This is a genomic window from Coleofasciculus chthonoplastes PCC 7420, from assembly GCF_000155555.1.
In the GTDB taxonomy this organism is placed as follows: Bacteria; Cyanobacteriota; Cyanobacteriia; order Cyanobacteriales; family Coleofasciculaceae; genus Coleofasciculus; species Coleofasciculus chthonoplastes_A.
Map to the genome: position 1 here is coordinate 65,299 of NZ_DS989854.1, position 24,386 is coordinate 89,684.

The window sequence follows — 24,386 nt, forward strand, 5'->3', positions numbered from 1 at the left end:
ATCATCAGGGGAGATGAACACCGTCCTAATATTCAGGTCAGTAACCCTTGTAACCTAGCATCATGTTCAACTTTAATCAAACATCTGACAATAATATCAGCATGACACAAGCGCGGGGTACACCAACACAAAAGTCTGATTTTCTTGCCAGCTTTCAACTTCTGCCAAAGCTGTTTTAATTCATTAACAACTTGGCTAGCCGTTGGATGTTTGAACCGTTTAGCTACGGTGTATCCTTGTTGAGTCCACCTCTGGAGTGAAACCTTGCTGTTGGGATTGTGTTGATTCAGTTTAATCATTTCCCACAACCACTGTCTGAACGCTTCAACTACCGCGTCTCTGTCCATTTTAGCAGTAATTTCAAAGGGATTTCCCAAGAAACTGGCTCTATCTACCCGAATATCTTCCCATCCGATTTCTGGACTTAAGGTTTTACTCAAGGCGGCAACTTTAAGGTGTTGGTCAAAGCTCATGATTAATGAGTTGGCTAACTGTTCATCAAAAAAAAGCGATAGCTAAACTCATCCTAGTAGAGACGTAGCCTGCTACATCTCTACGGGAAAAACAAATTATTATTGAGCCAACTGATTATCAGCATTAGAGTTATGGGAAAGGTGAAGGACTTTCTGTCCAACAGGAGTAGCATTGGATTCCGCCATCACTAAACAAGCATCTTTTATTCGTTGATGCAAACTGATGTGGGCAAAGCTTCTCAAAATAGCGATGGCTTTAGTGTTTCCCTTGGTTCCAAAATATTCCCACACCACTAACCAGTCGGAAAATTTCAGAGCGGAAACCTCAAAAATTCCGTCACTGTCTTGGTAGGCGAGGTTATAAATTCGACCGCTGTAACCCTTTCGTTTAAGCGCTTGATTTTTGCGGCTAGAATGGCTAAGGTTCAACAACCAAGTGGGTTGACTCCCTAGGGCAGTCAATCCTTCAAAAATGTCGATGTAGTAGTTGGTCGTTTGAACAAAAATGGTAAGTTCAATTTCTTGGTTTAGCTGTATTTTAAAGGATTTAGCCAGTTGTTGGGGATGAACAAAACTCAGTTGTTTTTTAGGCGGCAGAATGGAGTTTCTATCCTTAGCGTTGAGAACTTGAATCGGTTGTTCAGCTAAAAAGAGCGCCAGTAGCTTTTTCTCTCGTTCTGGCAGCTGTCCCAATGAATTGAGATGACTCCAGAAGGCGATTACTGTGGGTAGGGGATAAAGGGTTGATTGACGCTTATTCGGAAGCGTTACCAGGGTTTTTTCAAGGTGATTGGAATTGATAAATGAAAGTGCCACTTTTTGGCATTCTCTGCCGGGATAAGGAACGATTTGATTTAAGGACAAGAGAACGTGATTATCGGCAAGTTGGTAAGCTGTAAAACTTTCATGTCCCGATAGAAAAGTTTTGAGTTTAACTTGGGGAAGTTGCGGATCTACAGGTGTTGAAGAAAACCTCTTAGAGTGCGTTTTTCTGAACCGTTTCATGGGATTACGTTTGCCATTGACATCAAGGTATACAACTAACGTTACAAACGCCAGGTTACAGGAATTGACAGCCGTTTTCTGTCTGGTCACGGATTTGTCACATCGTTGTCACAAGTGTGAATCAATCCTTAAGATTTTTCCTCATCCACGGTGATTATTAGGAACAGGGCATGGCGTTCCACAATACCCTACCTGGGGATAATTTGTTCGTCATTGATATCAATAGATTTTGGCGTAAAGGCTTAGAGGGGGATTGAAAGAAAAGGGAACGGAAGCAATTAATAACCTGTTACAGTTCCCAAAGATTAATTTTTTATTACTAATTGCCATCCAACAATTTACCAAGCTTATAACTCAGGCAAAACCTCTTTCTGAGTCATCGGGTGGAACGCTTGCTTTTCGGCTGACGAAAACTTGTCAACGGATGGCGGTTTACCCTGATAGGCTTTGTAAAGTAATCCGCGATCGCCATTAGCATCCAGAATCTTGAGGGACTTTTCCCGCTCAGTATCGGTGTAGATCGCAATGTAGTCACAACCAAACCGACTGATTCTCCGACCCTGACTATCGGGGGAGATAGGATTGAGGAGAGAAAAAGCAGCTTTAACCATCTGTTTTTCCCAGTCAGGGCGTTGGTAGGTTGTTTCAGTACCGGGGCTATCGGGGGAAACCCGTTCCAACTTCTGCGTCCCATCCTGTCCCATCTGTGCTTCTGGGTCAAATCGATACCCTTGGCGCTTGAGTTGATCCGCGATCGCCACCGAGAGTGTCTCAATCTGCTGCATGAAATTGTCACGATTAGAGGGATCTAACCCATGGGAGAGTAGCGTTCGCTCATTGATCGTTTCCCGTAACTCTTGGATAGTGTGGTGCAGCAGGGCAATTTGCCGATTTTGCAGATCAACTTGAGTTTTAAGCGCAGCCACAGTTTCTTGGAGTTGTTCCACCTCCTGGGGTACTGAAACAGAAGCATCTTCAGGAGTTACCTGGGGAGTCGGTGGGGTTTCCGGTAACCGTTGAGCCGCTCTAGCCGCTTGTTTCGCCAACTGGTCACACCGTTCATTTAAAGCATTGCCCGAGTGTCCCTTAACATGATGCCAGGAAATCTGATGGTTTTGACTGAGTTCATCAAGGCGCGTCAGTAAATCTTGGTTCGCTTTGCGTTTGTTGCCTTGCATCGCCCCAATTAAATAGTTAGAATCCGTGTGGATTTCCACCTCACAGGTATCTTGAATCGCTTCCAAGCCCTTAATTGCCGCAAGGATTTCCATACGGCTGTTAGTCGTCTGCTCAGAATCAGCGCCTGATAGTTCTCGAGTCGTCGTTTGACCCGTTTGAGGGTTGGTGTAGGATAGCACTACCCCCCAACCGCCCTGTCCAGGATTACCCAAGCTAGAACCATCGCAGTACATGACAACTTTTTTCTGGGGTGATGGGTTGTCGAGGCTCATATCTGGCTTCTTAACCGCTTGGATGTAATTGTCTTTGGTTGATTCCAGTTTATATCCCTGCTGTTTTAAGTACTCCTGTACCAATTTATCTGTACCTTTGGCATTACCAACCACAAAAGCGCTACCTGCCTTGATCGCTTTATCCAAAAAGGGTTTGTAGTGAGAATCAAACCTGTGCTGGATTTGCTCAGTCGTCACCCCCCGCCACGGACCGGAGCCACTAACCATGATAATATCCTCCGGTGAGTATTCCCCCGTATTGGCACGCTCGCCCCAAGCGTGGGCATAATTGCGGGTGCTAGAGGGAGTTGCAGCAGGTGCAGCACTTTTGCCGATAAACTGAGTTGCCACATCTGCCATGGCGATATCTTTTTGCTGATGAGTGGCGACGGCTGAATTAATAGGTTGTAGATTTTCCAAGGGGTTCGGTTGCATAAGCACGTTTTTGTTAACCCAGATTTCGGGATAGTTGAGGCTGTCGCCTTGGATTTTCAGCTCGGCGGTCGTCGCTGGGTTATTGTGTAAGGTAGCGGTGAAGCTAGCGCCTCTTTTAAGTCGTCCCCCAGCCAACAGTTTGTTTCTATCCTTAGCATCGATAACCCCTAAAATTTTGTCGCCAATTTTAGCAACAGGAACCGAGGATGTCTTACCGCTTTTTGTCGTCGTGGTTTTGAAGTCAATCGTCAGGGTAACAGCTTGCCCAGAAAAGTCATGTCCGGCAAAATCATGCTGTCTAAGCTGACCGATTTTAATCCAGTTTCCTGGGGACGTCGTAGCGACGAGGGTGGCACTTTCAGCGGGGATTAGAGTTCCTTTGCCCATCGTACCAATCGGAAGTTGATAATCCTTTTCCGAAAAGGGACTCACTTGCTTACCATCGACGACAAGTATCCGCTTCCCCCAGTTGGGATGGTGGTTCCTCGTTTCCAGTTCGACGGAAAATTCGATGTCTTGATGATTCAATTGCTGACCCCATTCATTGGTAGGGTGGTGTATACCGGATAGGGTGAGAGTGCTAAATTGAAACGCCCGGGCGCGATCGGCGACAAGTTCTGGGAAAATGTTAAACGCGGCACTAGCCCTACTATACTGTTCATAGCCTTTTTGGTCGCTAGAGTGAGTACTATGCCAAATGGCGGCTTGGAGTTGCTCCTGTTCGTGGGCGTGGTTGGTTCGTATCCTGTCGGCGTAGGTTATCGCTTCTTTGAACTTGGCAGCAATTTGTTCTGGGGTGATCCCCTGTTGGAGTTTAATGTTAGCACCTTTGAGAATCATCCCATCTCGCAACCCCTGTTCGTTGACACAATTGAAGCTAACTGTACCCAGGGGTAACCAAGCAGAAGTAGGATGACCTTGGCTATCGAGAACCTGGGCTTCAGCCATGAGTGGGTGCGGCGTTTTCGAGGTTCTGTGGGGGTTGTCATTCAGGCGGATGGTGAGGGATTTGCTAGTCCAAACGTTGGGATGATTGTATTGGATAAGATTCGTGAGGGTAATTGACTTGCCAGATGTGGCTGAGGTGGCAATTAGTTGAGGACCCGGTTCATTTTGAGCTTGGTTCTTTAATGCCACGGCACTGGCATAGAACGAATTGTAGGTGCTGACGATTTCCTGAGCAAGGCGTTCCTGGTGTTGGGTGTAATTTTGGTCAAAAAAGTTGGCAAATTGATGGGTGGGAAGGGATTCAAGTTGATGTGAACTCCAAAATTGATTGGCAAGTTGAATCATTCTGTCGATGGGAGAATAGTTCCCACTTTTCATCGGGCGACTGTCGAAAGCTTCCAGGGATTTTTTATCTCGAATCCACTCCACATCTCGGACATTGAGAATGGTGCGGGTAAAGGTGAGAATATCTTGATTGGGGCGAGCGGCACTTTTGGCACCATCGACAGCCGTTTGCAGTTCGTTGGAGAGAACGTCCACGGTTTCAAAGAATAGTCGTTTGGCAATCTGGAGTCGGTTTTCAATTTCATCAGAGTCAAATTGAGGAGTATAGGTGGCAAGGGTGTTAAGCTTTTCTTGAAGCGATAAACAGGGGGGTTTTTTGGCATCTGGAATGTCAAGGTGGTGAATAGCTTCGCCGTTAGCCAGGATTTGGCGAAATTGATGGGCGAGATTTTGCAAATAGCCGCGTTTTTCTGCTGGGGGAAGGGATTGGGTTTCGCATTCGAGGGTGACAGCTTTTTGGATATCGTTGGCGATGATACCAATTTGGTTAGAACTAGCGGCTAGGGCGATTTCGGCAAATGTGGAGGCGATGTATTCTTGTTTTTCTGCTTTGATAACATCGGCGTGTCGGTTAAGAGGATGCTGCTTTTGTTCTACTTCAGCCGCTAATGTGGGGTATTCTTTGGCAAGGGAGTAGGCGAGGCGGTCACCATCAAAGTCGGCTTGTAAGTAAGTAGCGGCGGTTTCCGGGTGAATGTGAACGGTACCCTGTTCCTGTTGAAATTCTTTCAAATGTCGATTGGTGAGGATAATTACACCATTGGAGTTGACTAAGGGAGAGCGAGTAACAATGAGTTTTTCTCCTTGTGCAATATAAGGAACACAAATTTCATCTTTTTTTAGGTCGAGACTGGGTTGAGCTAATCCTGACTGGAATTCTATAGCCCGTCCAGTGGCAATGTCCATCCATTCGTTACGGATGAGTGTTCTGAGTTTACTAACAATATTGGGATGTTCCAGCAGTTGGGGATGATAATCTACACAGTTCTTTAAAATGGAGTAGAAGGATTGGCTCGATGATTGGTTTTGATGGGATTCGGGTTCGGAATCGAGGTTTTCTTCTTGGTCGATGTTTTCTATAAGCTGGAAAACATCATCGAAGTTTTTCAGGTCTATGGCTTGGGAGTTTGGTGTTTGTTTATCTGGATTGGCAGAGATTAGCTGCAATCGCTTGGCGTGTTTTTGTAGGAAGTACTGAGCAATTTTTCTGGGGTCAGATTGGATAGCGACAAGCTGTTCAGCTTTCTGATTCAGCCGGGGAATGATATCGGTTTCAACAGCTTGAGGATAGTTGACTAAAACCTGAGTGCCAAGGCTGTGCTTGCCGTATCTGGCTAGAGTTTTGACGCCAATGCCAACGGTTAAAGTATACTCTCCAGGTTGAATTTGAGTAGCGTCTTTGCGACCTTTGAAAGAGCTAGTCGCCAGGACAAGGTCGTAACCTATTTTAACCTGAGTTTGTCCTCCAGATAACTGGGTTATTTTAGGCTGACCCAGGGTTTCCAGTTGGCGACTGGGGGCGAGGGTTCCTTTGGCAATGCGATGAACGTTGTTATTCTCTTGAGGCTTGATACCCAGGCGGAATTGGAACGGAATTGTGGTGTTTCCTGTCAGTTCTTGAGCGAGGTCTGTTCTCATTCGCCCGTAGCAGTCACCAACCAGTTTTTTGCCCTGGGAAAGCGGGATAATCTCTCCGTTTTCACCTGTTTCGTCATCGACGACAAGGATGCGAAGATTTTGTAGTTCTTTGAAATCTTGGCAAGGGGTGAAAATGAGAGAGCCGTAAGCCGCCCCGTCGCTCATTTGGGGATAAACTTTTTCCCTCACTTCATCTGAAGCAAAGTAAACTTTGAGTCCGTTGGAAAATTGAGGACTCATCCCCTCTAGGCGTTGTAAATCCTCAGGAGTTGTACTCTGTTCGTAGATATGTCCGATGGCAAATTTTGTATCGGCAAATAAATATTCAGCCAGGGAGTTGTTGAGTTCTTCTTTAACTCCGGTGTCAATCTGAAGTTTTGTGTCAAAATGGTTAAGGATAATCATCATACTTCATTGGAGAATATGTCAGAGTTAGAGCGTTGGATCGCACAAGATTATTACACCGATGGACAGATGAAACTGTCTACCCGCGAACGGATGTTACGCCATGGTTTAAGTAGGGAAGAGATTGACCAAATTGAGCAAATTTGGATTGGTCATGGTGAAATTACATCATCGTACCTAATTCCTGATGACGGACAATTGGCGTTGCCTAAGCCTATGCAGATCCAAGGTTTAGATTTAGAAGAGGCGTTGTCTCAGGGTTTGATTGAAGCTGATGAGATTGAATACCAGACGCCGATGAAATACGAACCGAAGTTTTATTCAGAAGCGGAAATAGCGTCTTGGGAAGAGTTTTAGAGAGGCTACCATTTTATCTTGAGGCGGTATCTTGAATAGATACCGCTTGGTGGTGTGGAATGTATGCATGGAGGTTATCGAGTCTATCAGCATCTTCAGTGTAGTCTTCGGCAAAGTTATTGGAATTTTTGTTTTCTATCTTTTGATGGATATCAAGGGGCAGATTTAGGCATGGAAGTTGAAGGAAGCTGATTCAGGTTATGGGTTGGAGATAACTTTTATCTCTCTATCTTTGGGACTAACTCGTATGGGGGTTGAATTGGAGTTTATTTGAGGGAGATAAAATGGCATAACCCAATTTAGTGAAACCTTTAATTCATGATGTTTAGAAATAAAAATGATATAGGCTTACTCCAGATAATAGCCAGCCTCTTGTCTGGAAAGCTTTTGTCTGGTTTATTGGTTTTAGGGATTATCGTTGGTGTCTATTCTGGCACAAGGTTAAGGAACAGAGAAGATAATCTCTATAAAAATATCAACCAACTGTCGAGTCAAAACACAAAAGAAAAGAGTCAGGCTCTCGTTGCTTTATTTAAGGAAGAAAAGCTACTGAGTCATTCAACTCGTCCTGACAACGATGAAAAGTTAGACCTTATTTATCAAGAAATTTTACAGGTAGATCCCAAGAACGTTGACGTTTATATAAGAATGGCACGGCGTAATTTAAAACAAAGCCAAGCAACTCGATACGAAAGTAAGACAGAGGCAGAAAAATTAAAGCAACAAGGAATAAGGAACTTGGAGACGGCTAGAAAGCTTTATCAGGAGAAGGGGTGGAGTAGCAAGGAAGAGCAAACAGTTAAATTGATTGAAGATATCAACAATGGCGTGGCGTCGTATAACTGGTGTTTTCCTACGACGTTGGCCGATCCCCTAAGGGCAAAATGTGGTAGTTAATACTAAGCAGGTTGGTTCCGTATACATACAAATTGGCATCCCTGGAAGGTTATTTCACCGAATCATCAAGGGAGAATTTGGCGCTGGTTGGCGGGGAAAATTTGTGCGCCATGGCGCACAAAGTGGCGATTGGAAGCATATCAAGTTTGCACGCAATATTCCAGCTAACCGGATAAGTAGGCTTTCTCTCACTCCCTAACTTAGATTTGTTAAGTATTTTCGGGTCAAGCCAATAAACCTTGAAGCTGAATTATTGCAGAGGTTGGCATAGCCCTAAGACAAAGCGCGATCGCACCTGACCACCCAAAACCGCCAATTTCTGTCTAGGAAAGCGTTTCAGCTACTGCTAAGATAGAGTGTGATCGCACCCGAAAGAAACAGGACTATCAGTCCCCAGGCTCTTGGAGAGTGAGCATAACACAAACAAATAGGCGATCAATGTCCTCCTCGTCGGGCAAATGTCAGCAGATGCGCGGCAACAGATTGAGGTTGATCGTAGTGAGGTACATGACTAGCTTTGAGAATCCAAATCAGTTGACTGCCTGAAATTGACTGTTCAAACTTGGTTGCATCGTCCGTCCCCAATACATCATCAGCTTCTCCCCACAAAATCAGGGTAGGATGGTTTACCTGAGCGATGCGAGATCGCAAATTAGCGTAACCTCCACTTTGGGTGAAGGACGCGATCGCCCCTTTCCATCCTGGCATCTCCTGATGTAGCAAAGAACAGCGCAGCGCATCGAGTAGCATTGGGTCAATCATTGGCAACGCTAAAGCGGCAGTGAGGGCAGCCTGTTTGCGGAAGTGCAGCCAATTCGCCCCTAATTCAATCAGGGGATGCGGCAGAAACTGTCCAACTGGAAAACTGCCAGAGAAGCCAACAGAGTCAATTAGAACCAGCGAGCGCACCCAGTTAGGATAATTTAAGGCAAAGTCGATCGCCACTGCACCTCCTAACGATGCCCCAACCAGGATTACAGGTTGCCCAATCCAGGTTTCTACAACGCTAAAAAGGTGTTGCCGGATGGTTTGAGGATTGACTGGAAGGGTGGGAACATACTCTGTAAATCCAGAACCAAACAGATCCACTGTCCAAGTCTCGTGCTGGGTTGTTAATAAGGGGAGCAAACCCCGGAACTCCAGCAGGGAACTATCAAATCCGGGTAACAACAGAATCGGAGCAGCGTTAGGTTGGGAAGCTGATTGAGCGGGAGAATGATGAACGTAGGCAGTTGCGATTGGGGTTGTGCCTCGCTCAAAGGGAACTTGAATCACCCGACGCTGAAGCTGTTGAATAAGAGCGATCGCATCTTTGTCTTGAATGTCAACAACTGAGGGCGGTAGAAAATCAGCTTTCAATCGCTCCTTTTGAAACTTATGGAATAAAGGCAAAATATCAAACTCCCTGACTGTAAGGGTTTCAGGCTTCGCCCTTTCGATGCTGGGGCTAAGCCCAACCTCTAAATTTAGCGTCAAGGTAAGGGGCAAGCGCCGTGACGACCAGAATGATTGGCCAGATGTTGCCACCATGGAACGTGTACGCCTCAAGCATGACCTGCCAGGACTTACCTTGCAAAAGCCCGAATGAGAACTCGAAGAGTACCGTAAGGGCTACCCAGCCCAGACCAATCCCTACGAACACACCGGGTCGGCGGACATCTAGCCAAGGCAACGACAAGTGGGTGACGAGAAAGATGAGTGCCGAAAGGAGAATACCGCTCAAGAGAAGCCCAACTGCGGTGCCGAACTCCGGAATCAGGACAGCCTCCCGTAGGACACCGTTAATCATCGCCAACACCAAGATGACTAGCCAGATCGCCAAGGCTTTAAATGCAACACCTACGGGCATTGAGTTCTCCTGTCGCGCCTAACTATATATTGTACGGAAATTTTCCATATATCTATTCCTATGTTTCTATTCAACAGTTGAACTTGTTGAGAATGAAAACCCTAATTTAAGAGGGTTGGCTTCATCACCTTCAGCCTTATCCTGACCAATCCGATGGCACTAGAAAGGTGATGAGTCAGAAAGAGCGATCGCACGCACAAGTTATAATGATTCCAACTCTAGGATAGTCATGGTTTAGGGGAGGTAGTCATCGCCCTAAAAAACCTTATCCCAAAATAGGATACTCCCCAGTCCCCTAGCTATGCAAATGAGCGACGATTGTCAGCGAGATGTATTAATTGTTGGTGGAGGTCCCGCCGGACTTGCCACCGCCTTAATGCTTGCCAAACGCGCATGGACGAATATTACAGTCCTAGAAAAACGGGCGGCGGCTGATTACTATGAACCCGATAAAGCCTTCAATTATCTCATTGATGGTCGGGGGCAAAAATTGACCGATTTTCTGGGACTCACCGAGGAACTGGCAAATATCAGCGTTCCCAGTACAGACTTTTACTTAACGCGGATTAAACCGAATGGTAGCCGTAAAACTTTAAAATTGCCGATTGTAAATCCCAATCGAAAACCCGCTTACTGGCTACCCCGTCGGGCGTTCGTATTGTTACTCTACCAGGAAATTAAGCGCAATTGGCAAGGGTGTATTAACGTCTTGTTTAATACGGAATGTATTCAAATTAATCAGGCTGATTCCCCTAACACAAACCAGAAAACGATAGATGTTGTTGTTCGCACAGACACCAATAACCTTATCCATTTTCAGCCTTACTTCCTAGTGGGGTGTGATGGACTTTACTCTACAGTTCGCCAAACTTTGCAACAGTGGGATAGTCCGGAATCAGACCGATTTGAAATGAAATGTTTCCCCTCGCCAAGTGCTTCCTTGAGGTATAAAGTCTTAACGCTACCGCCCCAGTTTCCTCTGGACTCGGATGGGAAGGAACACGCCGCCTGCGATATGGCGTATGTGATTCGGGGTAGATTTCGCGATCGCCAACGTTCTGTCTCGTTAGGTCTATTGCCGATTAAAAATCCGGATGAACCTCGTAGTGCCAATATTATCACACGACCCAACCATAAAATATGGGACTTGAAAACCAGTGAAACATTATACAACTTTTTAGAGCAAGCCTTTCCTCAACTACCCATACGGCAAATTGTCTCTCCGGAAGAAGCCCAGCGATTTGCTTTAAGTGAAGGGGGTGCTTTTCCCACGCCTCAATATTGTGCGGGATTATATTTTGAGTTAAATAATCAAGACAGACAAAATCAGTCGGCTGCTTTTATCGTACTCTTAGGCGATGCCGTTCATTGCTTTCCACCTGACATTGGACAAGGGGTAAATTCAGCCTTAGAGGATGTGTATATTCTGAATGAAATACTGGCTAAATATGAGAATAATCTCTGCCAAGCCTTACCTGAATATGAATCACAACGAAGTCCGGATGTCAAGGCTGTGGTTCAGCTTGTCCGATTTGCCTTTCCCTGGCAGTATAATCAAGCACCCCTGCGTCGGTTTTTCTGGAGTTTAAACTTCTTTGGGCGACTGATACTCAGTCGGATTTTCTCTCCTCTGATTAGTCAACCCGCTTTTCTGATGATTCAGGATCATCAACGTTCATATCAAGACATATTACTCAAAGCCAACCGAACCACAAAAATTTTGTCGGGATTGGGATTAGTCTTAGTGGCTGGATGGTTAGTGATTGTATTTAGGGCTGGAATTACTGGACTGGTGTTCTGGTGACGATGAAGGAAGCGATCGCACAGGCTGATTCATCATGATTCTCCCCACCGTTGCCATTGGTCAAAATTCTTACCTTGACTGACAGCTAAACCAATTTGATGCTGACTAGAGAGTTCATCGTGTCCCCCCTCATTCGCGCCGATATAATACATCCGAAAACTACCATCCTCCATTGACACCACCCAGGGAGTCCCTACAGCCCGTGCATCCCAACGCCCTGACCCCTTGGGCGCGTGGCTAAAAACAGCACCACCCGCTTTATAACCTTTTTGTTTTTCCCAGGTAATCCCATCTTCAGATATAGCCAAACCAATGGAATGATATCCACTGGTATTGACACCTTCATAGAACATCACATAGTCACCATTGATGTTCAGCACATGGCGAGTCCCAATTCCCCGTTCATCAAAACTACCGGGTTCTCCAGGACCAAGAATTTGCCCAACTTTTTCCCAGCGAAAGCCATCGGTAGACATAGCCAAACCCACCAAAAATTCTCTGTTAGAACTCAAGGTGTGGTAGTACATTTTCCAGCGATCGTGTTCCCGCAATACTTGGGGCCATCCGCAAAATAGGGCGTCAAACTCTCCGGGTTGACCACACTCAAGGAATGCACCTCGGTAAAAACCTTCTAATCTGACCCAGTTGATACCATCGCGAGAAATGGCACAACCTGGAAGCATCTGAAGTCCTTTGGCTTTGAATTTGCCCATGTCCAGAACTTGATGATCGCCACCGAAATACCACATCCAATAGAGTCCATCCCAGAAATTAACATCGCTAACGCCTAAATGGGCAGAATCAAACCGTTGAGGATCAGGGTGGGGTTCAAAAACCGCCCCCATTGTCAGGGGTCCTTTGACTCGTTCCCAATGTATGCCGTCCGAGGAAACTGCCAGACCACAGCGACCGGTGGGCAAGTTAATCTGGCGATCAAAACTGGCATCGCGCCCGTAGTACCACATCTTCCAAGTCCCATCAGGACAGCGCATCACACGCGGACAAGAGACTCGTTCTGAGTCCCACCAACCTTCTGAACCAGGAGTTAGGATTAAGCCCGGTTGACTCATTGGTGTAGTTTGAGAATTAGACATTATTCTTGTTTCTCCTGACTATCCTTGAAACGGTGCAGAAAATCCTCATCCATATCCAGAATATAGGCGATTCGCACCAAATCCACCTCAGTTGGCGTATCCCCAGCCGCCAACTCGTCCACCCTGGATGGATTCATCCGCTGCTTGAGAATCTCCCGATTCCGTTAGCCCAAAATTGATCAGTTTCTTCCTCCCTACTTCTGGCAGGTGATTCTCGCGGCTGTGGCGATTCTTCTATTGGCTAATTGATTGTTCATCTTTATATTGATAATGGAACAGGTGTATCAGCCTGTGCGTACCCAAAATCAAAATTTTTGCCAAATTTAACGGATTAAGTCTTGGCGGTATGAATAGTATGGGATTGTTCTGAAGCCAAAATGAGTGTTACCGTTTTCATGAAACACCTAACGCCTGTCGAATTACTTTTCACCCTCTTGTTAGTTTTTCTGTTAGGAGGAAACATCCCTGCCCATGCTAGTCAACTCAAGGTAGCGTCATTTAATGTTGAATCAGGGGATGCTGTCCCCTCAGTCATTGCCCGTAAGCACATTGGTCCTTTAGAGGACATTGACATCTGGGGATTCTCTGAGGTTCAAAATGAAAGTTGGCTACTGGACTTAGAACAAGGAACTGAAGATGGGGAAAATGCTGATTTTAAAACGATTCTAGGCAGTACGGGTAGAGGCGATCGCTTAGCTATTGCCTACAACAGCAATCTATTGGAAGAGGTCAAGCATTATGAACTTGATGATATCAATATAGGAGGTCGAGTCAGAGCGCCCCTGGTCGCTCAATTTCGGTTTAAGCCCACAGGAGAAGAATTTCTGTTTGTGGTCAATCATCTGTACCGGAGTTCAGAAAGTTCTCGTCATGAACAAGCACAACTTCTCAATGAGTGGGGACGTTCTCAAGAGCTACCAATTATTGCCGCTGGGGACTACAATTTCGATTGGGATGTGGTATCAGGAGTCCACGATGAAGGCTGGGATTTTCTGACAGCCGATGATGTGTTTACCTGGGTTAAGCCGGATAAATTAGTCGCGACCTTATGCTCTGATCGATATGATAGTGTTTTAGATTTTGTGTTTGTGGCAGGTGAAGCGAAAAACTGGTCCGCATCGTCTGTTATCCTCTATAGTGAGCCATCAGATGCCTATTGCCCAGACGATAAAACCACCAGTGACCATCGCCCCATATTGGCAACGTTCCAACTAGAAGAATTAGTCGAACCCACTCCCCCCAGTCGGGAACAGCGATTGTTGCAACAAATTGAACTTCTGGAACAGGAACTTGAGAAACTCAAGACATTAGTAGAAGACAGCCAATAAAATATATTAGGACGACACTTGAGGGCTGAAACGACCACGTAGCAAGAAAAACCCTTCTGCCCTCTGCCCTCTGCCCTCTGCCCTCTGCCCTCTGCCTTCTGCGTTAAAAAGCCTTGTCCACCTCACCCTATCCATCGATAAAAGCAACTCCCCACTATGAAACCCTAACAGGCGTAGTGGAACGATTGACCTATCATTCTGCTGAATCCGGCTATACTGTCGCCCGTCTACAACGTCCCAAAGCCAAAGAACTAACCACCATTGTTGGCAGTTTCGCCAACATCCAACCCGGACAAACCTTGCACCTCACCGGATTTTGGCGGGATCATCCTCAGTATGGTACTCAGTTTCAAGTCACTCAGTACAAGGAAACCAAACCCGCCACCCTGACGGGAATTGAAAAATATCTGGGAAGTGGACTCATCAAAGGCGTTGGACCCGTTACCGCATCTCGAATTGTCGCCCATTTTGGACTCGATACCCTGGAGGTTATCGAAAACCAGATTGAACGACTCGTCGAGGTAAAAGGGATAGCCAAAAAGCGCATCCGCATGATTCAACAGGCGTGGGAAACCCAGAAAGCCATCAAAGAGGTGATGGTATTCTTACAAGGACATGGAGTGTCCACCACCTACGCGGTGAAGATTTATAAGCAATATGGGGAACGTGCGATCGCAACCGTCACCGAAAACCCTTATCAACTCGCCACCGACATCTATGGAATAGGTTTCATCAGCGCCGATAAAATCGCCCGAAACTTAGGCGTTCCCGCCGATTCCGAATTTCGCTACAGCGCCGGATTGGTTCATAGTTTAACAGAAGCCGCTGAAGATGGACATTGTTATTTACCCCAACCGGAACTGATTAAACGCACCTATTCCCTACTGATAACCGACTCTCATACCCCAGACGAAGATGCGATCGCCCGAATCATTACTCACACAAGTGAACAACAAGACCTAGTTATCGAGACTCACCCCGATACACCACCCCTGTGTTATAAACCCACATTTTACTACACCGAACAGAATCTAGGACAACGACTGGCACAGCATCTACGCCATCAAAACCCCGTGGATTTACCCCGTGTCCGCAACTGGATCTCTCGCTTTACCGCCAGCCGTTCGATTCAACTCTCCCCCCAACAACAGCAAGCCGTGGAAATCGCCGCTTCTGCGCCATTAATGATTCTCACTGGAGGACCCGGTTGTGGCAAAACCTTCACCACCCATACCATTGTCTCCCTGTGGAAAGCCATGGGTAAATCCCTGGGATTAGCTGCACCCACGGGACGCGCGGCGCAACGGTTGACGGAAATGACGGGGTTAGAAGCTAAAACGATTCATCGGCTGCTATCCTTTGACCCCAAGACGATGAGTTTCCACTATGACGCCGATAATCCTTTACCTTATCAGGCAATCGTAGTCGATGAGGCGAGTATGCTGGATTTATTCTTGGCGTATTCCCTGCTGAAAGCTGTTCCCCAGGAGGCGCAATTATTATTAGTGGGAGACATTGACCAACTTCCGTCAGTGGGTCCAGGAAACGTCCTCTCCGATTTAATTCATTCCGGTCAAATCCCGGTGGTACGATTAACCCAAGTCTTTCGCCAAGCCCAACAGAGTGCGATTGTTACGGCGGCTCACCACATTAACCAAGGGCAGTATCCTAGGATAGAGTCAATCTCAGATACTCCCCATTCTGATTGTCTTTGGCATGGGGGCGGATTTGAACCGGACCATGGGGTGCAAGTGGTTTGTGAGTTGATTTCTGATTTAATCCCCAATCTGGGGTTTAATCCCGCCTCGGATGTGCAGGTACTTTGTCCAATGACACGGGGGGTGGTGGGAACTCGGAATTTTAATCAGGTACTGCAACAGTTAATTAATCCCCCCAGTCCCGATAAAGTAGAAATCAGTCGCGGTGGGATAACCTTAAGAGTAGGCGATCGCGTGATTCAACAGACCAATGATTATCAACGGGATGTATTTAATGGGGATTTGGGCGTCATCGCGGCGATTGATACCACGGAACAGGAAGTGAAGGTACAGTATCAAGGGCGAATCGTTACTTATGACTACGCCGACCTGAATGAGATTACCTTAGCCTGGGCGGTCACGATTCACAAAAGCCAGGGTTCAGAATATCCCGTGGTGATTCTCCCCTTGTATACCCAACATTACCTGATGCTATCACGCAACCTCCTCTACACCGGACTCACTCGCGCCCAGAAACTCGCCATTGTCATCGGATCAAACAAAGCGATCGCTATTTCTGTGAATCAAACCCTACAACAGCAGCGTTATACTCAATTGCGACAGAGGATAGTGAATAGTCAGTAGACTTACCTCTAGAATAGGAGCTTTTTTACTGTTCAGACATCCTTGCCAGTATCTATTGCACTTTAGACTTATGCCACAGATGGCGTTAGTCTAACCCAAATTTCCCAGCCAACTAAAAATTACCCCTGCGGTACATTTAGATGCAACTGGTTACATCATACAAGTAATATTTTCGTATGCTATAATTTTAAAAATTGATATAAAATATCTCTAAAAAATCAAAATTCAAGAATGGAAAAGATTCAGTCGCAGTTTATCAAATTTCATGATGCTATCAGAATTGATTTTGATGGCAGTCAACCATTGCGTGACAAAAGAGATTTAGTTGTTGGTGATTTAAGAGACGGATTGAAAAGAGTATTTTATTCATCATATACACCTAGTTTTTCTTATTTTAATCAGGGAAGTTATAACCTGGCAACAGGCGTACAACCTATTTTATATGAAGATTATGATATTGATGTAGGCATCGTTTTTAATTTTTCAAAAAATAGTTATAGACCGGTTCAGGTTAAAGAGTGGGTTTATCATGCCCTAAATACAGTAGCAGCAAGAACAGTTGAGATAAAAAGACCTTGTGTAAGAGTTCAATATCATAAAAATGCGGCAAAATGGTTTCATGTTGACTTGGCTATTTATTCCACCGATAATTATTGGGGCAATGAATTAAACCATATTGCAAAAGGCTTTATAGGTTCATCTGAAGATAAAAAGATTTGGGAATTATCTGAACCATTTAAGCTTAAAGAACTCCTGAAATCAAAGATTACTGACAGTTCTGACAGGGAGCAGTTTCGTCGGATTGTAAGGTATTTAAAACGATGGAAAAGCTATAACTTTTCTTCAACGGTAACAGGACGACCAACGGGAATAGCTTTAACCGCTTGTTGCTACAATCTTTTCACGCCACAAAAATATTATGTTTACAGTTCCTATAATTATCAATATAATGATTTGAAGGCATTGCACAATGTTGTCACTGGGATGATTGGTATGTTCACTTGGAACAATCAAATAAGCGTAAAACTCCCAGTCCAACCTTATAATGATCTTTTTGAAAAAATGACTAATAATCAAATGTTGTCACTAAAAGAAAAATTGCTCGTTTTGCGAGATACTTTGTCTAGTGCATGGTTTAGTGCAGTAAATGAACTCGATCCCTTGAGTGCATGTGTCAAGCTGCGAAAAGTGTTTGGTCATGACTTTCCAATCTTGTAAGTTATAGCAACAATAAAAATTATACCTGAATCGCTAAAATTAAAAATATTTCCGATATCATAAGTTATGGTAAAAAGAAAAAGCATACCCGAATCAACAAAATTAAAACTCTGGGTAAAATCCGCAGGGCGTTGCGAATTTAAAGGATGCAATAAACCTGTTTGGTATAACGGTTTAACTTTAAGTGAAGGCAATTTTGCAGAAGTTGCACATATTATTGGCTCAAGTAAAGATGGTCCACGAGGAACAGAGCAATCAGAAGAATTGCAAGTAGACTTTCATAATCTGATGCTTTTGTGCCAGCAATGCCATAAAGAAATAGATAATCATCCAGAGAGGTATCCAATTGAGTTATTGCGTACTTGGAAGCAAGAACACGAAGATAGGATAGAGATACAAACGAGTTATCCAGAGGACATACATAAATCTACAGTATTACTTTTCTCTGTAAATATTGGCTCTCGGACTGTTCCCATAAGTGGGGAAGCTTTCAGGAATGCAATGTTTCCGAAGTTTCCGACAGACCAGAAAGGAATAAAGATAGAGGAAAAGGAATTTGATAGACTAGGAACACCTGAACAATGGCAAGCGTTCGCTAAAACTAGAATTGAACGTAAAATTCAAAGGTACTTGGATGAAGGTATTGATGATATAAAAATTAAGCATCTTTCCATCTTTGCGATAGCACCTATGCCTTTACTAATCTATTTAGGTAAATGTGTAGGTGATACTGTGCCAGCAGATATTTATCAATCTCATAGGACTATTGAGAATACAAGTCGAACTTGGTCTTGGCAAGAAGAAGCAAATATTGAGCTATCTTATTCTGTTTCTTGCGAAGAATATAATAAGGGTGATATCGTCTTTATAAAATTAGAAATTAGCGATACTATTAAACTTGATAAATATGATCAATTAATTTCAAAAATATGTAGTATTTATCGGATAACTGTCCCTGAACCTTCACCACATTTTTTGAAAACAAAAAGACAACTTGAAATTTTTAGTTATGAGTATCGTAAATTGCTCAATGAAATTCAAGCAAAACATGGAAAGAACTGTAAAATCAGCATTTTGCCAGCAGTTCCTGTATCTATAGCGGTAGAATGTGGCAGAGTCATTTTACCTACAAAAGATCCAAAAATATATGTTTGTGAATATTACAAGGAAAAAGGGGAGTTTAAAACTGTACTACAAGTAAACTAAAGGAATAATCTATTCCCGTGTAACGGTAAAACGCGGGAGCAATCCCGCGCCTCAACTCCCAACGGCTGATTCTTCTCCGGTGCATCAATTCCACACAACCGCAGCTTCATCTCCTCCCACCCTCGTTTCACCCACAGCGTATCCCCGTCATACACACTCCCATCCACCACCTGCCATAGTTCCGAAATAGCAACCTTACCCGTCTTTCGGGATAAAGCAGTTCTAGGGGAATTATGCACATAATCGGGACGACGACTCAACTCACCCAGAATTCAGCTAGCATTAGAACAAAGTGTGATCGCTGTCTGGTTAGATTGGTGTGAGCATGGCAAAATAGTAAGGAAGCTTTTGATGATCAAATAGACTCCATCTTTTTACAAGACAACAATGAATCGCCTCAATTTATGATCAAACCCAGAGACCTCAAAAAGATTACCCAAAAACTTTTGGATTTAACCAAGCAGGTTCATCTCCAAGAGCCACAAAATAAATCGTCGCATCCGATAAGATTTTTTGCTGGTAAGCACCCATTTTCACCTTTAGGAAACTCATTTGGTACAGAGTGGTGGCTGACTCAGCGTGGGCGTGATTGTTACGAAGATATCGCTAATATGGCTAGATCTTGTGACCCTCAGCTTCGAGGTGGCGACAGAGAATCATTTGGCAAAATCATAGATAAGTCTCTACAAGAAAACGCTAATAATAATAAAATTTTTAATGTTGATAAAATAGTTTTTAGGCAAGCTAATAATTTATTAGAGGCTAGAGCCGTTGACAATATAGATGAATTTGTGTCACGCTTATGGAGTGAAATCCATGCAAATTTAGTTAAATCAATGACTGATTGGCTTGTTCTCTACCCTCTCCATCGAGTCAAATCTCATTCATTTATCCTAGGGTTTGATGGGATGTCACTATTGTCATCTAGCGATGCAGACAGATGGCAAGAATTGTCTAGTCATTATTCGGATGCGAAGTACTGGAACCCCGCCCTTGGAACTTGGGCAGAGGGCATGGACAGAGATTCCTTTAAAGACTTTCAGCTTGTACCAACTTGGCTAGTCTGCGAAGTTTCTGGAACAGCATTAGGTTCAAAGAAACTCGCAGCACGTCAGATGCGTACATTTCTTGCAGTGCTTTTCTCATATTTAGAGAATAGGATTCCGCTTCTTCTTTACAAGAGCGGAGCTGATAAAGCTTTCTACTCAATCCAGTTTCCGAAGGATGCAACTCAGGTGGGTTGCGGGTCTGTATGTGACAGTATAGGCAATTTACTACCACCTTTACTTGAGGCTATTGACGTACAACCAGAAACACTTTCTGAAGTGCAAGACTGGTATGTACAAAGAGCTTCTAGTCCAGATCCAGTAAAAAAAAGAGCTACGACGGCATCGCATTTTATTCACTATGGAATTATTCATGATGACCTTGAACGTTTCTTGCACTTCTTTTTCGCGTTGGATGCGCTATTTGGTGAACGTCATAAAGTGGAGCAAACTATCATAGATGGTATTAAGCAGACATTCCCTATAAACACAACTTGGGAAAAGCGTGTCGAAAAACTCTTTGACCTTCGTTCCGATCTTGTGCATGGAGGTGCTAGCGAAATCAGTGATTGGAAGGAACTAGAAGGCTATCGACGACTTTTTAAATCTGAGCCTTTAAAAGATGTAAAAACTGCTGCTATGGCAGCACTCCGAACCTACATGAAACCATAGACAACTTATTGACTTTCCTCCTCAGTAAAACAAGCCGTCAGCGGAAGCGATCACACTCTAACACAAGCTTGGCGGGAACATTCTAGCAATAGCTTTCCATTCCTCCACTAGCGCCGTCTCTCCTGGTCTTATCTTGCGCCCGTTCAACTCAGGGTGACGGGCATAGAATACCACGTCTGTTAGTGCTGTAACTGTTTCCCCATAATCCTCCACTTCATAGCCATAGGTTCCGGGTTCTGCGTAGCAGTAAGGTAATTCCATCCAAACAAGCCTGTCTCTCAAAACCTCTCGAATAGCCAACCACTCTTTTTTGTACTGAGTTTGATGAGGCTGGATACTCCTGTTCAACATTTCTGGGTGAACATTCCAAAAATATGAGTCAGTGGACTGGTCTAGTACAGACGTAGGAACGGACGCAAGTGCTTGACTACCGAAAACAACTGAGGCGGCAATAATGGATAAGCCGAGAGATTTGATTTTGAGCATTTTACTGGGTCAGTCAAGAAAAAATAAAGGTGCTTTGAACTTTGGACAAGTCAATTTGTACCTGTCCGGTAATATAAAAGTGGGTTGGGGCTTAGACACGCTTTATCGATGGAAACCTCATTCCCATTTTGTAACCTAACCAGGATATATCTGCTGATGCCGTTCCAGCGCGGGGAGATTTCAACCTCTTCTCCCAAAAGAACATAAGGAGGTTTGCCCCATTCGTTCAGGTACAGTCTTTTCTTTTCTACATCAACACCATCACAAAAGATGTCTACTTCTAAGTAATCGATGCTAGGCATTACCATTAATTCAGGGTTCCACTCATCGGCTTGAGCTGCTCTACAGATTGTGGTCAGCAAGAGAACGCCTAGGGTAATTGAAGCAAAAACTGGTTTCTTCATGGTCTTCATAAAAACAATTGACCTTTTGATCTTTTACAGAGAGAAGGGATTGCAGTAAGAAGTCTTAGTTCTTGGTATCATTCATTGACCGCTTTATACTCCTTTATCCAGTCTGCCCATTCTCTGAGGAAAAAATTTAGCGATCACAAACTCTTTACATACACTGGACTCTTAGCCGATAAATTACGAATAATCTAAAACTCCAAACGCTGCACCGCCCGTCGCTTTGCCTCCTCCCCCCGGCGGTCATACTTCGCCGTCGTCACCGGAGACGCATGACCCGCCAAATAAGAACACCGTGACAATATCCACCCCCGCATCCAACAAATCCGAGCAGAACGTGCGCCTAAAATCATGGGGACTAAACGACTCCACCCCCGCCTCTGTTGCTCGTTTCTGCACAATCAACATAGGCTCTGCTACAGGGAGTCTTGTGGTGGGGAAGAGGCAGAAGGCAGAAAAATATTGGAATTAGGTTGTGGCTGGGGCGCGATGCTCAAGAAAATTCATAAACAAACTAGCCACGCCGATACCCTCTATGGATAGACCCTATCCCAAGCCCAAAAAAACTTTATTGATGAACAGTATGGCTTCAACGTCGAGTTAAAAGACTTTATTACCCTGGACTATGAAGCCAATGCCTTTGATACAATTTTTTCCATAGGTAGCATTGAACACGTCCGCGAAAACGAACTTCTTCCCCTTTGTCAAAACTTATCCAAAGCATTGAAACCCAGATTATCCAAACCCACAGATTCCAACAGATCTATCCAATCCGCTTCAAGTTGAGGATTATCTGGATAACGCTCCCGTAACTGCGCCAGCGAACTCACTGTTTCTGTCCAAATTCCATAATCTGCATAGACTTTCGGGTGATTAATTTCTGGCGTCTTGGCTAATTCTTGCACCAGAGACTCTTCTTTGGCAACTCGCTTCACCACTCCTTGTATAGTAGGATCTAAACTCCGATCACTCGGATCATAGGATATTGTGAAATACCAATTGTAGGTTTGCTCAACCTCTAACAAATCCTGCTCTGAATCAATTTGAGTGGTTTCGGGTAGACTAATACGAACAAATCCCGGCACTTTGTCTTGCAGGGAGATAGCTTTTTCATAAATTACTTTATCACCTTTTCCATTAAGCAGTGTAAACTGAGCTTCCTTTACGGGAAAGTTACTCTCACTCACATAAATTAAAAATGTTGGATTTGCCTCTACCGTCAACTCAACTGGAATTTCATTAGGTGTTGGTAACTGGGGTAATAAGGGTATTAAATCAACTTGAGCTTTACCAACACACCTTGCCATTCCTCTTGAAAGGCGTCGAATTTCCTGGCTTCTCCACCGTTTGAATTGTAGACCCTTATAACCTGCGACTAAGGTTTCTGAAAGCGCCCGATTTTCCTGATTAAGTGAAGTTGGTTTAAAACCAGCGATCGCCTTAGTGCTGGCACTCATCACCAATCCCAGGGACAACGTTATCGAAAATGTTTTCAGACTAATCAATGGCTTTTTCATGGTACTATTTTGGTACTTTTTCCTTGAAACCTTTTGCCATCTGCCTGTACAGCATTTTTAGACTCGATGTGATACACCCAAACAAGAGCAGAACAGAGCCGTCTCAGGGTTACTGTACTACACCGTATTAGAAAGTGCTGTACTGAGTGTTTTTAATTGGATCTTCCTACTCATCATCTCCATCCCAATCCTCGTCTTCCTCCCAATCTTCCTCTTCATCCCAATACTGTGAAGGCGCTTCACCATATCGTTTCAGAATCTGGGGCATTTTGATTTTGGCATTAGGCGGCTGAATTTCTTCGAGTTGCATATCAAATTCCCAATGATCCCCAAAATCAAAGAGAAATATCATCCTGTCCCCTGGTTGTAGTGGTAATTCACCCACACAAACCTCTGCTGTTGAAGGCAATTCGTCGCAGTAGGGATGACTTATCTGTCCCCTACGACCAAAACGGTCTTTGTAGATAAATTGATACAAATGGTCATTATCAAAATCAAAGGCATCCAGGATGCTATCACTTAATCCGTCTAATTCAAAATTAGCGGGAATGGCGATGCGCCGCCAAGCCTTTTCCAGGGATACTTTAAAGACATAAATTCCATCGGTGAACTCGTTATTTGTCAGGATTAAATTATTTTTCCATTCCGGAAAAAAGGATTGAAAATGGGGTTGTAATTCTCCGAAGGTGACATTGACCTTACCCTGAGACTCCCACGTAAAATCTTTTTTCCCACAAAGGGTAAACAAAAACCGCACCATAGCATCGCCAAAGGGTTGTAAACGAGTAATCCGCCATCCTTGTCCCGCTTCAGGTTGTCCCGATTGCACGGAAAGGAAGCCAAATAAATCCAAAAGGGCGATGTTGTAAAGTTCTGGCGAATAGGAGAATTCCCTTTGGTCGCTATATTTGGCAATGCTGAAGCCGTTTTCAGGAAGTCTTGACCAAAATTGGACACATTTGAACAGGTTCCCCATTAAATCATAGCGTTCTCCTAAAATTTCTTCAGTCCCAAAAATCATCCAAGCTTCCAGGAGAGTGAAATAGCGTTCGGTGGGGTTAAGGTTTGTCCAGGATTGAAGTACAGTTTCGTCTAAAACCAGGATTTGTTTTTTTCCCTTGTGTTTAACTTGAGATAACCCAGAGGCGCGTAATAACAAATAGAGTCCGTTAATATAAGGGTAAGACTTTTGTTGAGGGCGTTTGAGATTAGTTTGGATGGGATGACTCAGACGGGAGTTAATTTCAGGTAGCAATTTAAGGGGAAAGAGGTTATTTTTGCCACTGACTTGAGTTCCATTGGGGTGCAGGAAGTCTAGCAGAGTTTGAAAATCACGCAGAATAGTACCCGGACTATTTTCATCAATAGAACATTGCTGAAGTCGCTGTTGGTGTTCGGAACTTAAGGGAGGAATGGATGGGGTGAGTACCTGGGCGTATAACTGTGAGAGTAGGTCTTCCATA

The 24,386-nt window shown here is 44.4% G+C and carries 21 protein-coding genes and 1 pseudogene; 9 read left to right on the forward strand and 13 right to left on the reverse strand.

The genetic code is table 11. The annotated features are described in order from the left end of the window. Positions 1 to 32: 32 nt before the first annotated feature. The 3 genes from MC7420_RS19490 to MC7420_RS41635 all read right to left on the reverse strand — a co-directional run bounded on the left by MC7420_RS19490 (position 33) and on the right by MC7420_RS41635 (position 6,703). A complete protein-coding gene (locus MC7420_RS19490) occupies positions 33 to 473 on the reverse strand; it encodes a DUF4326 domain-containing protein (protein WP_006102476.1) in 441 nt (146 codons plus the stop codon). Positions 474 to 572: 99 nt separating this feature from the next. Beyond that, on the reverse strand, positions 573 to 1,568 hold the full coding sequence (locus MC7420_RS19495) for a hypothetical protein (protein WP_006102532.1): 996 nt from the start codon (positions 1,566 to 1,568) through the stop codon (positions 573 to 575). A 257-nt stretch (positions 1,569 to 1,825) separates the two neighbouring features. After that, the gene (locus tag MC7420_RS41635) at positions 1,826 to 6,703 is read right to left on the reverse strand and encodes an RNase H family protein (RefSeq protein ID WP_052307509.1); all 4,878 of its coding nucleotides are present in this window, start codon (positions 6,701 to 6,703) and stop codon (positions 1,826 to 1,828) included. Positions 6,704 to 6,718: 15 nt separating this feature from the next. On the opposite strand from MC7420_RS41635, the gene MC7420_RS19505 reads away from it, so the two are divergent. Together MC7420_RS19505 and MC7420_RS19510 are read left to right on the forward strand one after the other, a co-directional pair. Beyond that, positions 6,719 to 7,057, forward strand: coding sequence for a hypothetical protein (locus tag MC7420_RS19505; RefSeq protein WP_006102471.1), 339 nt, complete (start codon positions 6,719 to 6,721; stop codon positions 7,055 to 7,057). 318 nt (positions 7,058 to 7,375) lie between these two features. Beyond that, entirely contained in the window at positions 7,376 to 7,954 is a 579-nt protein-coding gene (locus MC7420_RS19510) for a hypothetical protein (protein ID WP_044208343.1), read from the forward strand. A gap of 435 nt (positions 7,955 to 8,389) precedes the next feature. Here MC7420_RS19510 and MC7420_RS19515 read toward each other — a convergent pair whose 3' ends face one another. Together MC7420_RS19515 and MC7420_RS19520 are read right to left on the reverse strand one after the other, a co-directional pair. Beyond that, positions 8,390 to 9,313: an alpha/beta fold hydrolase gene (locus MC7420_RS19515; RefSeq protein ID WP_044208448.1), complete on the reverse strand. Its 924-nt coding sequence runs from the start codon at positions 9,311 to 9,313 to the stop codon at positions 8,390 to 8,392. 88 nt (positions 9,314 to 9,401) lie between these two features. Next, entirely contained in the window at positions 9,402 to 9,803 is a 402-nt protein-coding gene (locus MC7420_RS19520; RefSeq protein ID WP_044208345.1) for a hypothetical protein, read from the reverse strand. A 301-nt stretch (positions 9,804 to 10,104) separates the two neighbouring features. On the opposite strand from MC7420_RS19520, the gene MC7420_RS19525 reads away from it, so the two are divergent. Then, a complete protein-coding gene (locus MC7420_RS19525; protein WP_006102390.1) occupies positions 10,105 to 11,607 on the forward strand; it encodes an FAD-dependent oxidoreductase in 1,503 nt (500 codons plus the stop codon). 32 nt (positions 11,608 to 11,639) lie between these two features. Here the strand turns inward: MC7420_RS19525 and MC7420_RS19530 are convergent, their stop codons facing one another. Together MC7420_RS19530 and MC7420_RS40005 are read right to left on the reverse strand one after the other, a co-directional pair. After that, the gene (locus MC7420_RS19530) at positions 11,640 to 12,701 is read right to left on the reverse strand and encodes a hypothetical protein (RefSeq protein ID WP_006102408.1); all 1,062 of its coding nucleotides are present in this window, start codon (positions 12,699 to 12,701) and stop codon (positions 11,640 to 11,642) included. Next, on the reverse strand, positions 12,701 to 12,838 hold the full coding sequence (locus MC7420_RS40005; protein WP_157453235.1) for a hypothetical protein: 138 nt from the start codon (positions 12,836 to 12,838) through the stop codon (positions 12,701 to 12,703). Before MC7420_RS40005 ends, MC7420_RS19530 begins: the two co-directional genes overlap by 1 nt. A gap of 240 nt (positions 12,839 to 13,078) precedes the next feature. Here MC7420_RS40005 and MC7420_RS19535 point away from each other — a divergent pair, with 240 nt between their 5' ends. The 4 genes from MC7420_RS19535 to MC7420_RS19550 all read left to right on the forward strand — a co-directional run bounded on the left by MC7420_RS19535 (position 13,079) and on the right by MC7420_RS19550 (position 18,795). Further along, a complete protein-coding gene (locus MC7420_RS19535) occupies positions 13,079 to 14,029 on the forward strand; it encodes an endonuclease/exonuclease/phosphatase family protein (RefSeq protein ID WP_006102519.1) in 951 nt (316 codons plus the stop codon). Between the two features lie 113 nt (positions 14,030 to 14,142). Further along, positions 14,143 to 16,371, forward strand: a complete 2,229-nt coding sequence (gene recD2, locus MC7420_RS19540) for an SF1B family DNA helicase RecD2 (RefSeq protein WP_006102466.1) — start codon at positions 14,143 to 14,145, stop codon at positions 16,369 to 16,371. A gap of 231 nt (positions 16,372 to 16,602) precedes the next feature. Next, the gene (locus MC7420_RS19545; protein ID WP_006102465.1) at positions 16,603 to 17,589 is read left to right on the forward strand and encodes a nucleotidyltransferase domain-containing protein; all 987 of its coding nucleotides are present in this window, start codon (positions 16,603 to 16,605) and stop codon (positions 17,587 to 17,589) included. 66 nt (positions 17,590 to 17,655) lie between these two features. After that, positions 17,656 to 18,795 (forward strand): HNH endonuclease, encoded by a 1,140-nt coding sequence (locus MC7420_RS19550; RefSeq protein ID WP_006102418.1) that lies wholly within the window; start codon positions 17,656 to 17,658, stop codon positions 18,793 to 18,795. Here MC7420_RS19550 and MC7420_RS19555 read toward each other — a convergent pair. Next, on the reverse strand, positions 18,792 to 19,055 hold the full coding sequence (locus MC7420_RS19555; RefSeq protein WP_157453236.1) for a thermonuclease family protein: 264 nt from the start codon (positions 19,053 to 19,055) through the stop codon (positions 18,792 to 18,794). The genes MC7420_RS19550 and MC7420_RS19555 overlap by 4 nt on opposite strands. Positions 19,056 to 19,199: 144 nt before the next feature. Between MC7420_RS19555 and MC7420_RS19560 the strand changes: the two genes are divergently transcribed. Next, complete coding sequence (locus MC7420_RS19560) at positions 19,200 to 20,513, forward strand: HEPN domain-containing protein (RefSeq protein ID WP_006102375.1); 1,314 nt, start codon at positions 19,200 to 19,202, stop codon at positions 20,511 to 20,513. A gap of 57 nt (positions 20,514 to 20,570) precedes the next feature. On the opposite strand, the gene MC7420_RS19565 is transcribed toward MC7420_RS19560, so the two are convergent. The 3 genes and pseudogenes from MC7420_RS19565 to MC7420_RS37085 all read right to left on the reverse strand — a co-directional run. Then, positions 20,571 to 20,999 (reverse strand): hypothetical protein, encoded by a 429-nt coding sequence (locus MC7420_RS19565; protein WP_044208347.1) that lies wholly within the window; start codon positions 20,997 to 20,999, stop codon positions 20,571 to 20,573. A gap of 50 nt (positions 21,000 to 21,049) precedes the next feature. Then, positions 21,050 to 21,403 carry a hypothetical protein gene (locus tag MC7420_RS19570; protein ID WP_157453237.1) on the reverse strand — a complete coding sequence of 118 codons (354 nt, stop codon included), beginning with the start codon at positions 21,401 to 21,403 and terminating at the stop codon, positions 21,050 to 21,052. 194 nt (positions 21,404 to 21,597) lie between these two features. Continuing rightward, positions 21,598 to 21,808, reverse strand: a pseudogene (locus MC7420_RS37085) (tyrosine-type recombinase/integrase); the annotation flags it as partial. Positions 21,809 to 21,976: 168 nt separating this feature from the next. On the opposite strand from MC7420_RS37085, the gene MC7420_RS44110 reads away from it, so the two are divergent. Next, positions 21,977 to 22,192 (forward strand): class I SAM-dependent methyltransferase, encoded by a 216-nt coding sequence (locus tag MC7420_RS44110; protein ID WP_390435670.1) that lies wholly within the window; start codon positions 21,977 to 21,979, stop codon positions 22,190 to 22,192. Here the strand turns inward: MC7420_RS44110 and MC7420_RS19575 are convergent. Further along, a complete protein-coding gene (locus MC7420_RS19575; RefSeq protein ID WP_006102541.1) occupies positions 22,111 to 22,923 on the reverse strand; it encodes a DUF928 domain-containing protein in 813 nt (270 codons plus the stop codon). The two genes, MC7420_RS44110 and MC7420_RS19575, sit on opposite strands and share 82 nt — an antisense overlap. Before the next feature lie 166 nt (positions 22,924 to 23,089). After that, positions 23,090 to 24,385 (reverse strand): plasmid pRiA4b ORF-3 family protein, encoded by a 1,296-nt coding sequence (locus MC7420_RS19580; RefSeq protein ID WP_006102460.1) that lies wholly within the window; start codon positions 24,383 to 24,385, stop codon positions 23,090 to 23,092. Position 24,386: the final 1 nt, after the last annotated feature.

Bases quoted from the DNA above. Each gene is read 5' to 3' on its own strand.
- MC7420_RS19490 (WP_006102476.1), bottom strand. From the start codon at position 473: ATGAGCTTTGACCAACACCTTAAAGTTGCCGCCTTGAGTAAAACCTTA.
- MC7420_RS41635 (WP_052307509.1), bottom strand. From the start codon at position 6,703: ATGATGATTATCCTTAACCATTTTGACACAAAACTTCAGATTGACACC.
- MC7420_RS19505 (WP_006102471.1), top strand. From the start codon at position 6,719: ATGTCAGAGTTAGAGCGTTGGATCGCACAAGATTATTACACCGATGGA.
- MC7420_RS19510 (WP_044208343.1), top strand. From the start codon at position 7,376: ATGATGTTTAGAAATAAAAATGATATAGGCTTACTCCAGATAATAGCC.
- MC7420_RS19520 (WP_044208345.1), bottom strand. From the start codon at position 9,803: ATGCCCGTAGGTGTTGCATTTAAAGCCTTGGCGATCTGGCTAGTCATC.
- MC7420_RS19525 (WP_006102390.1), top strand. From the start codon at position 10,105: ATGCAAATGAGCGACGATTGTCAGCGAGATGTATTAATTGTTGGTGGA.
- MC7420_RS19530 (WP_006102408.1), bottom strand. From the start codon at position 12,701: ATGTCTAATTCTCAAACTACACCAATGAGTCAACCGGGCTTAATCCTA.
- MC7420_RS40005 (WP_157453235.1), bottom strand. From the start codon at position 12,838: ATGAATCCATCCAGGGTGGACGAGTTGGCGGCTGGGGATACGCCAACT.
- MC7420_RS19535 (WP_006102519.1), top strand. From the start codon at position 13,079: ATGAGTGTTACCGTTTTCATGAAACACCTAACGCCTGTCGAATTACTT.
- MC7420_RS19545 (WP_006102465.1), top strand. From the start codon at position 16,603: ATGGAAAAGATTCAGTCGCAGTTTATCAAATTTCATGATGCTATCAGA.
- MC7420_RS19550 (WP_006102418.1), top strand. From the start codon at position 17,656: ATGGTAAAAAGAAAAAGCATACCCGAATCAACAAAATTAAAACTCTGG.
- MC7420_RS19560 (WP_006102375.1), top strand. From the start codon at position 19,200: ATGATCAAACCCAGAGACCTCAAAAAGATTACCCAAAAACTTTTGGAT.
- MC7420_RS19565 (WP_044208347.1), bottom strand. From the start codon at position 20,999: ATGCTCAAAATCAAATCTCTCGGCTTATCCATTATTGCCGCCTCAGTT.
- MC7420_RS19570 (WP_157453237.1), bottom strand. From the start codon at position 21,403: ATGAAGAAACCAGTTTTTGCTTCAATTACCCTAGGCGTTCTCTTGCTG.
- MC7420_RS19575 (WP_006102541.1), bottom strand. From the start codon at position 22,923: ATGAAAAAGCCATTGATTAGTCTGAAAACATTTTCGATAACGTTGTCC.
- MC7420_RS19580 (WP_006102460.1), bottom strand. From the start codon at position 24,385: ATGGAAGACCTACTCTCACAGTTATACGCCCAGGTACTCACCCCATCC.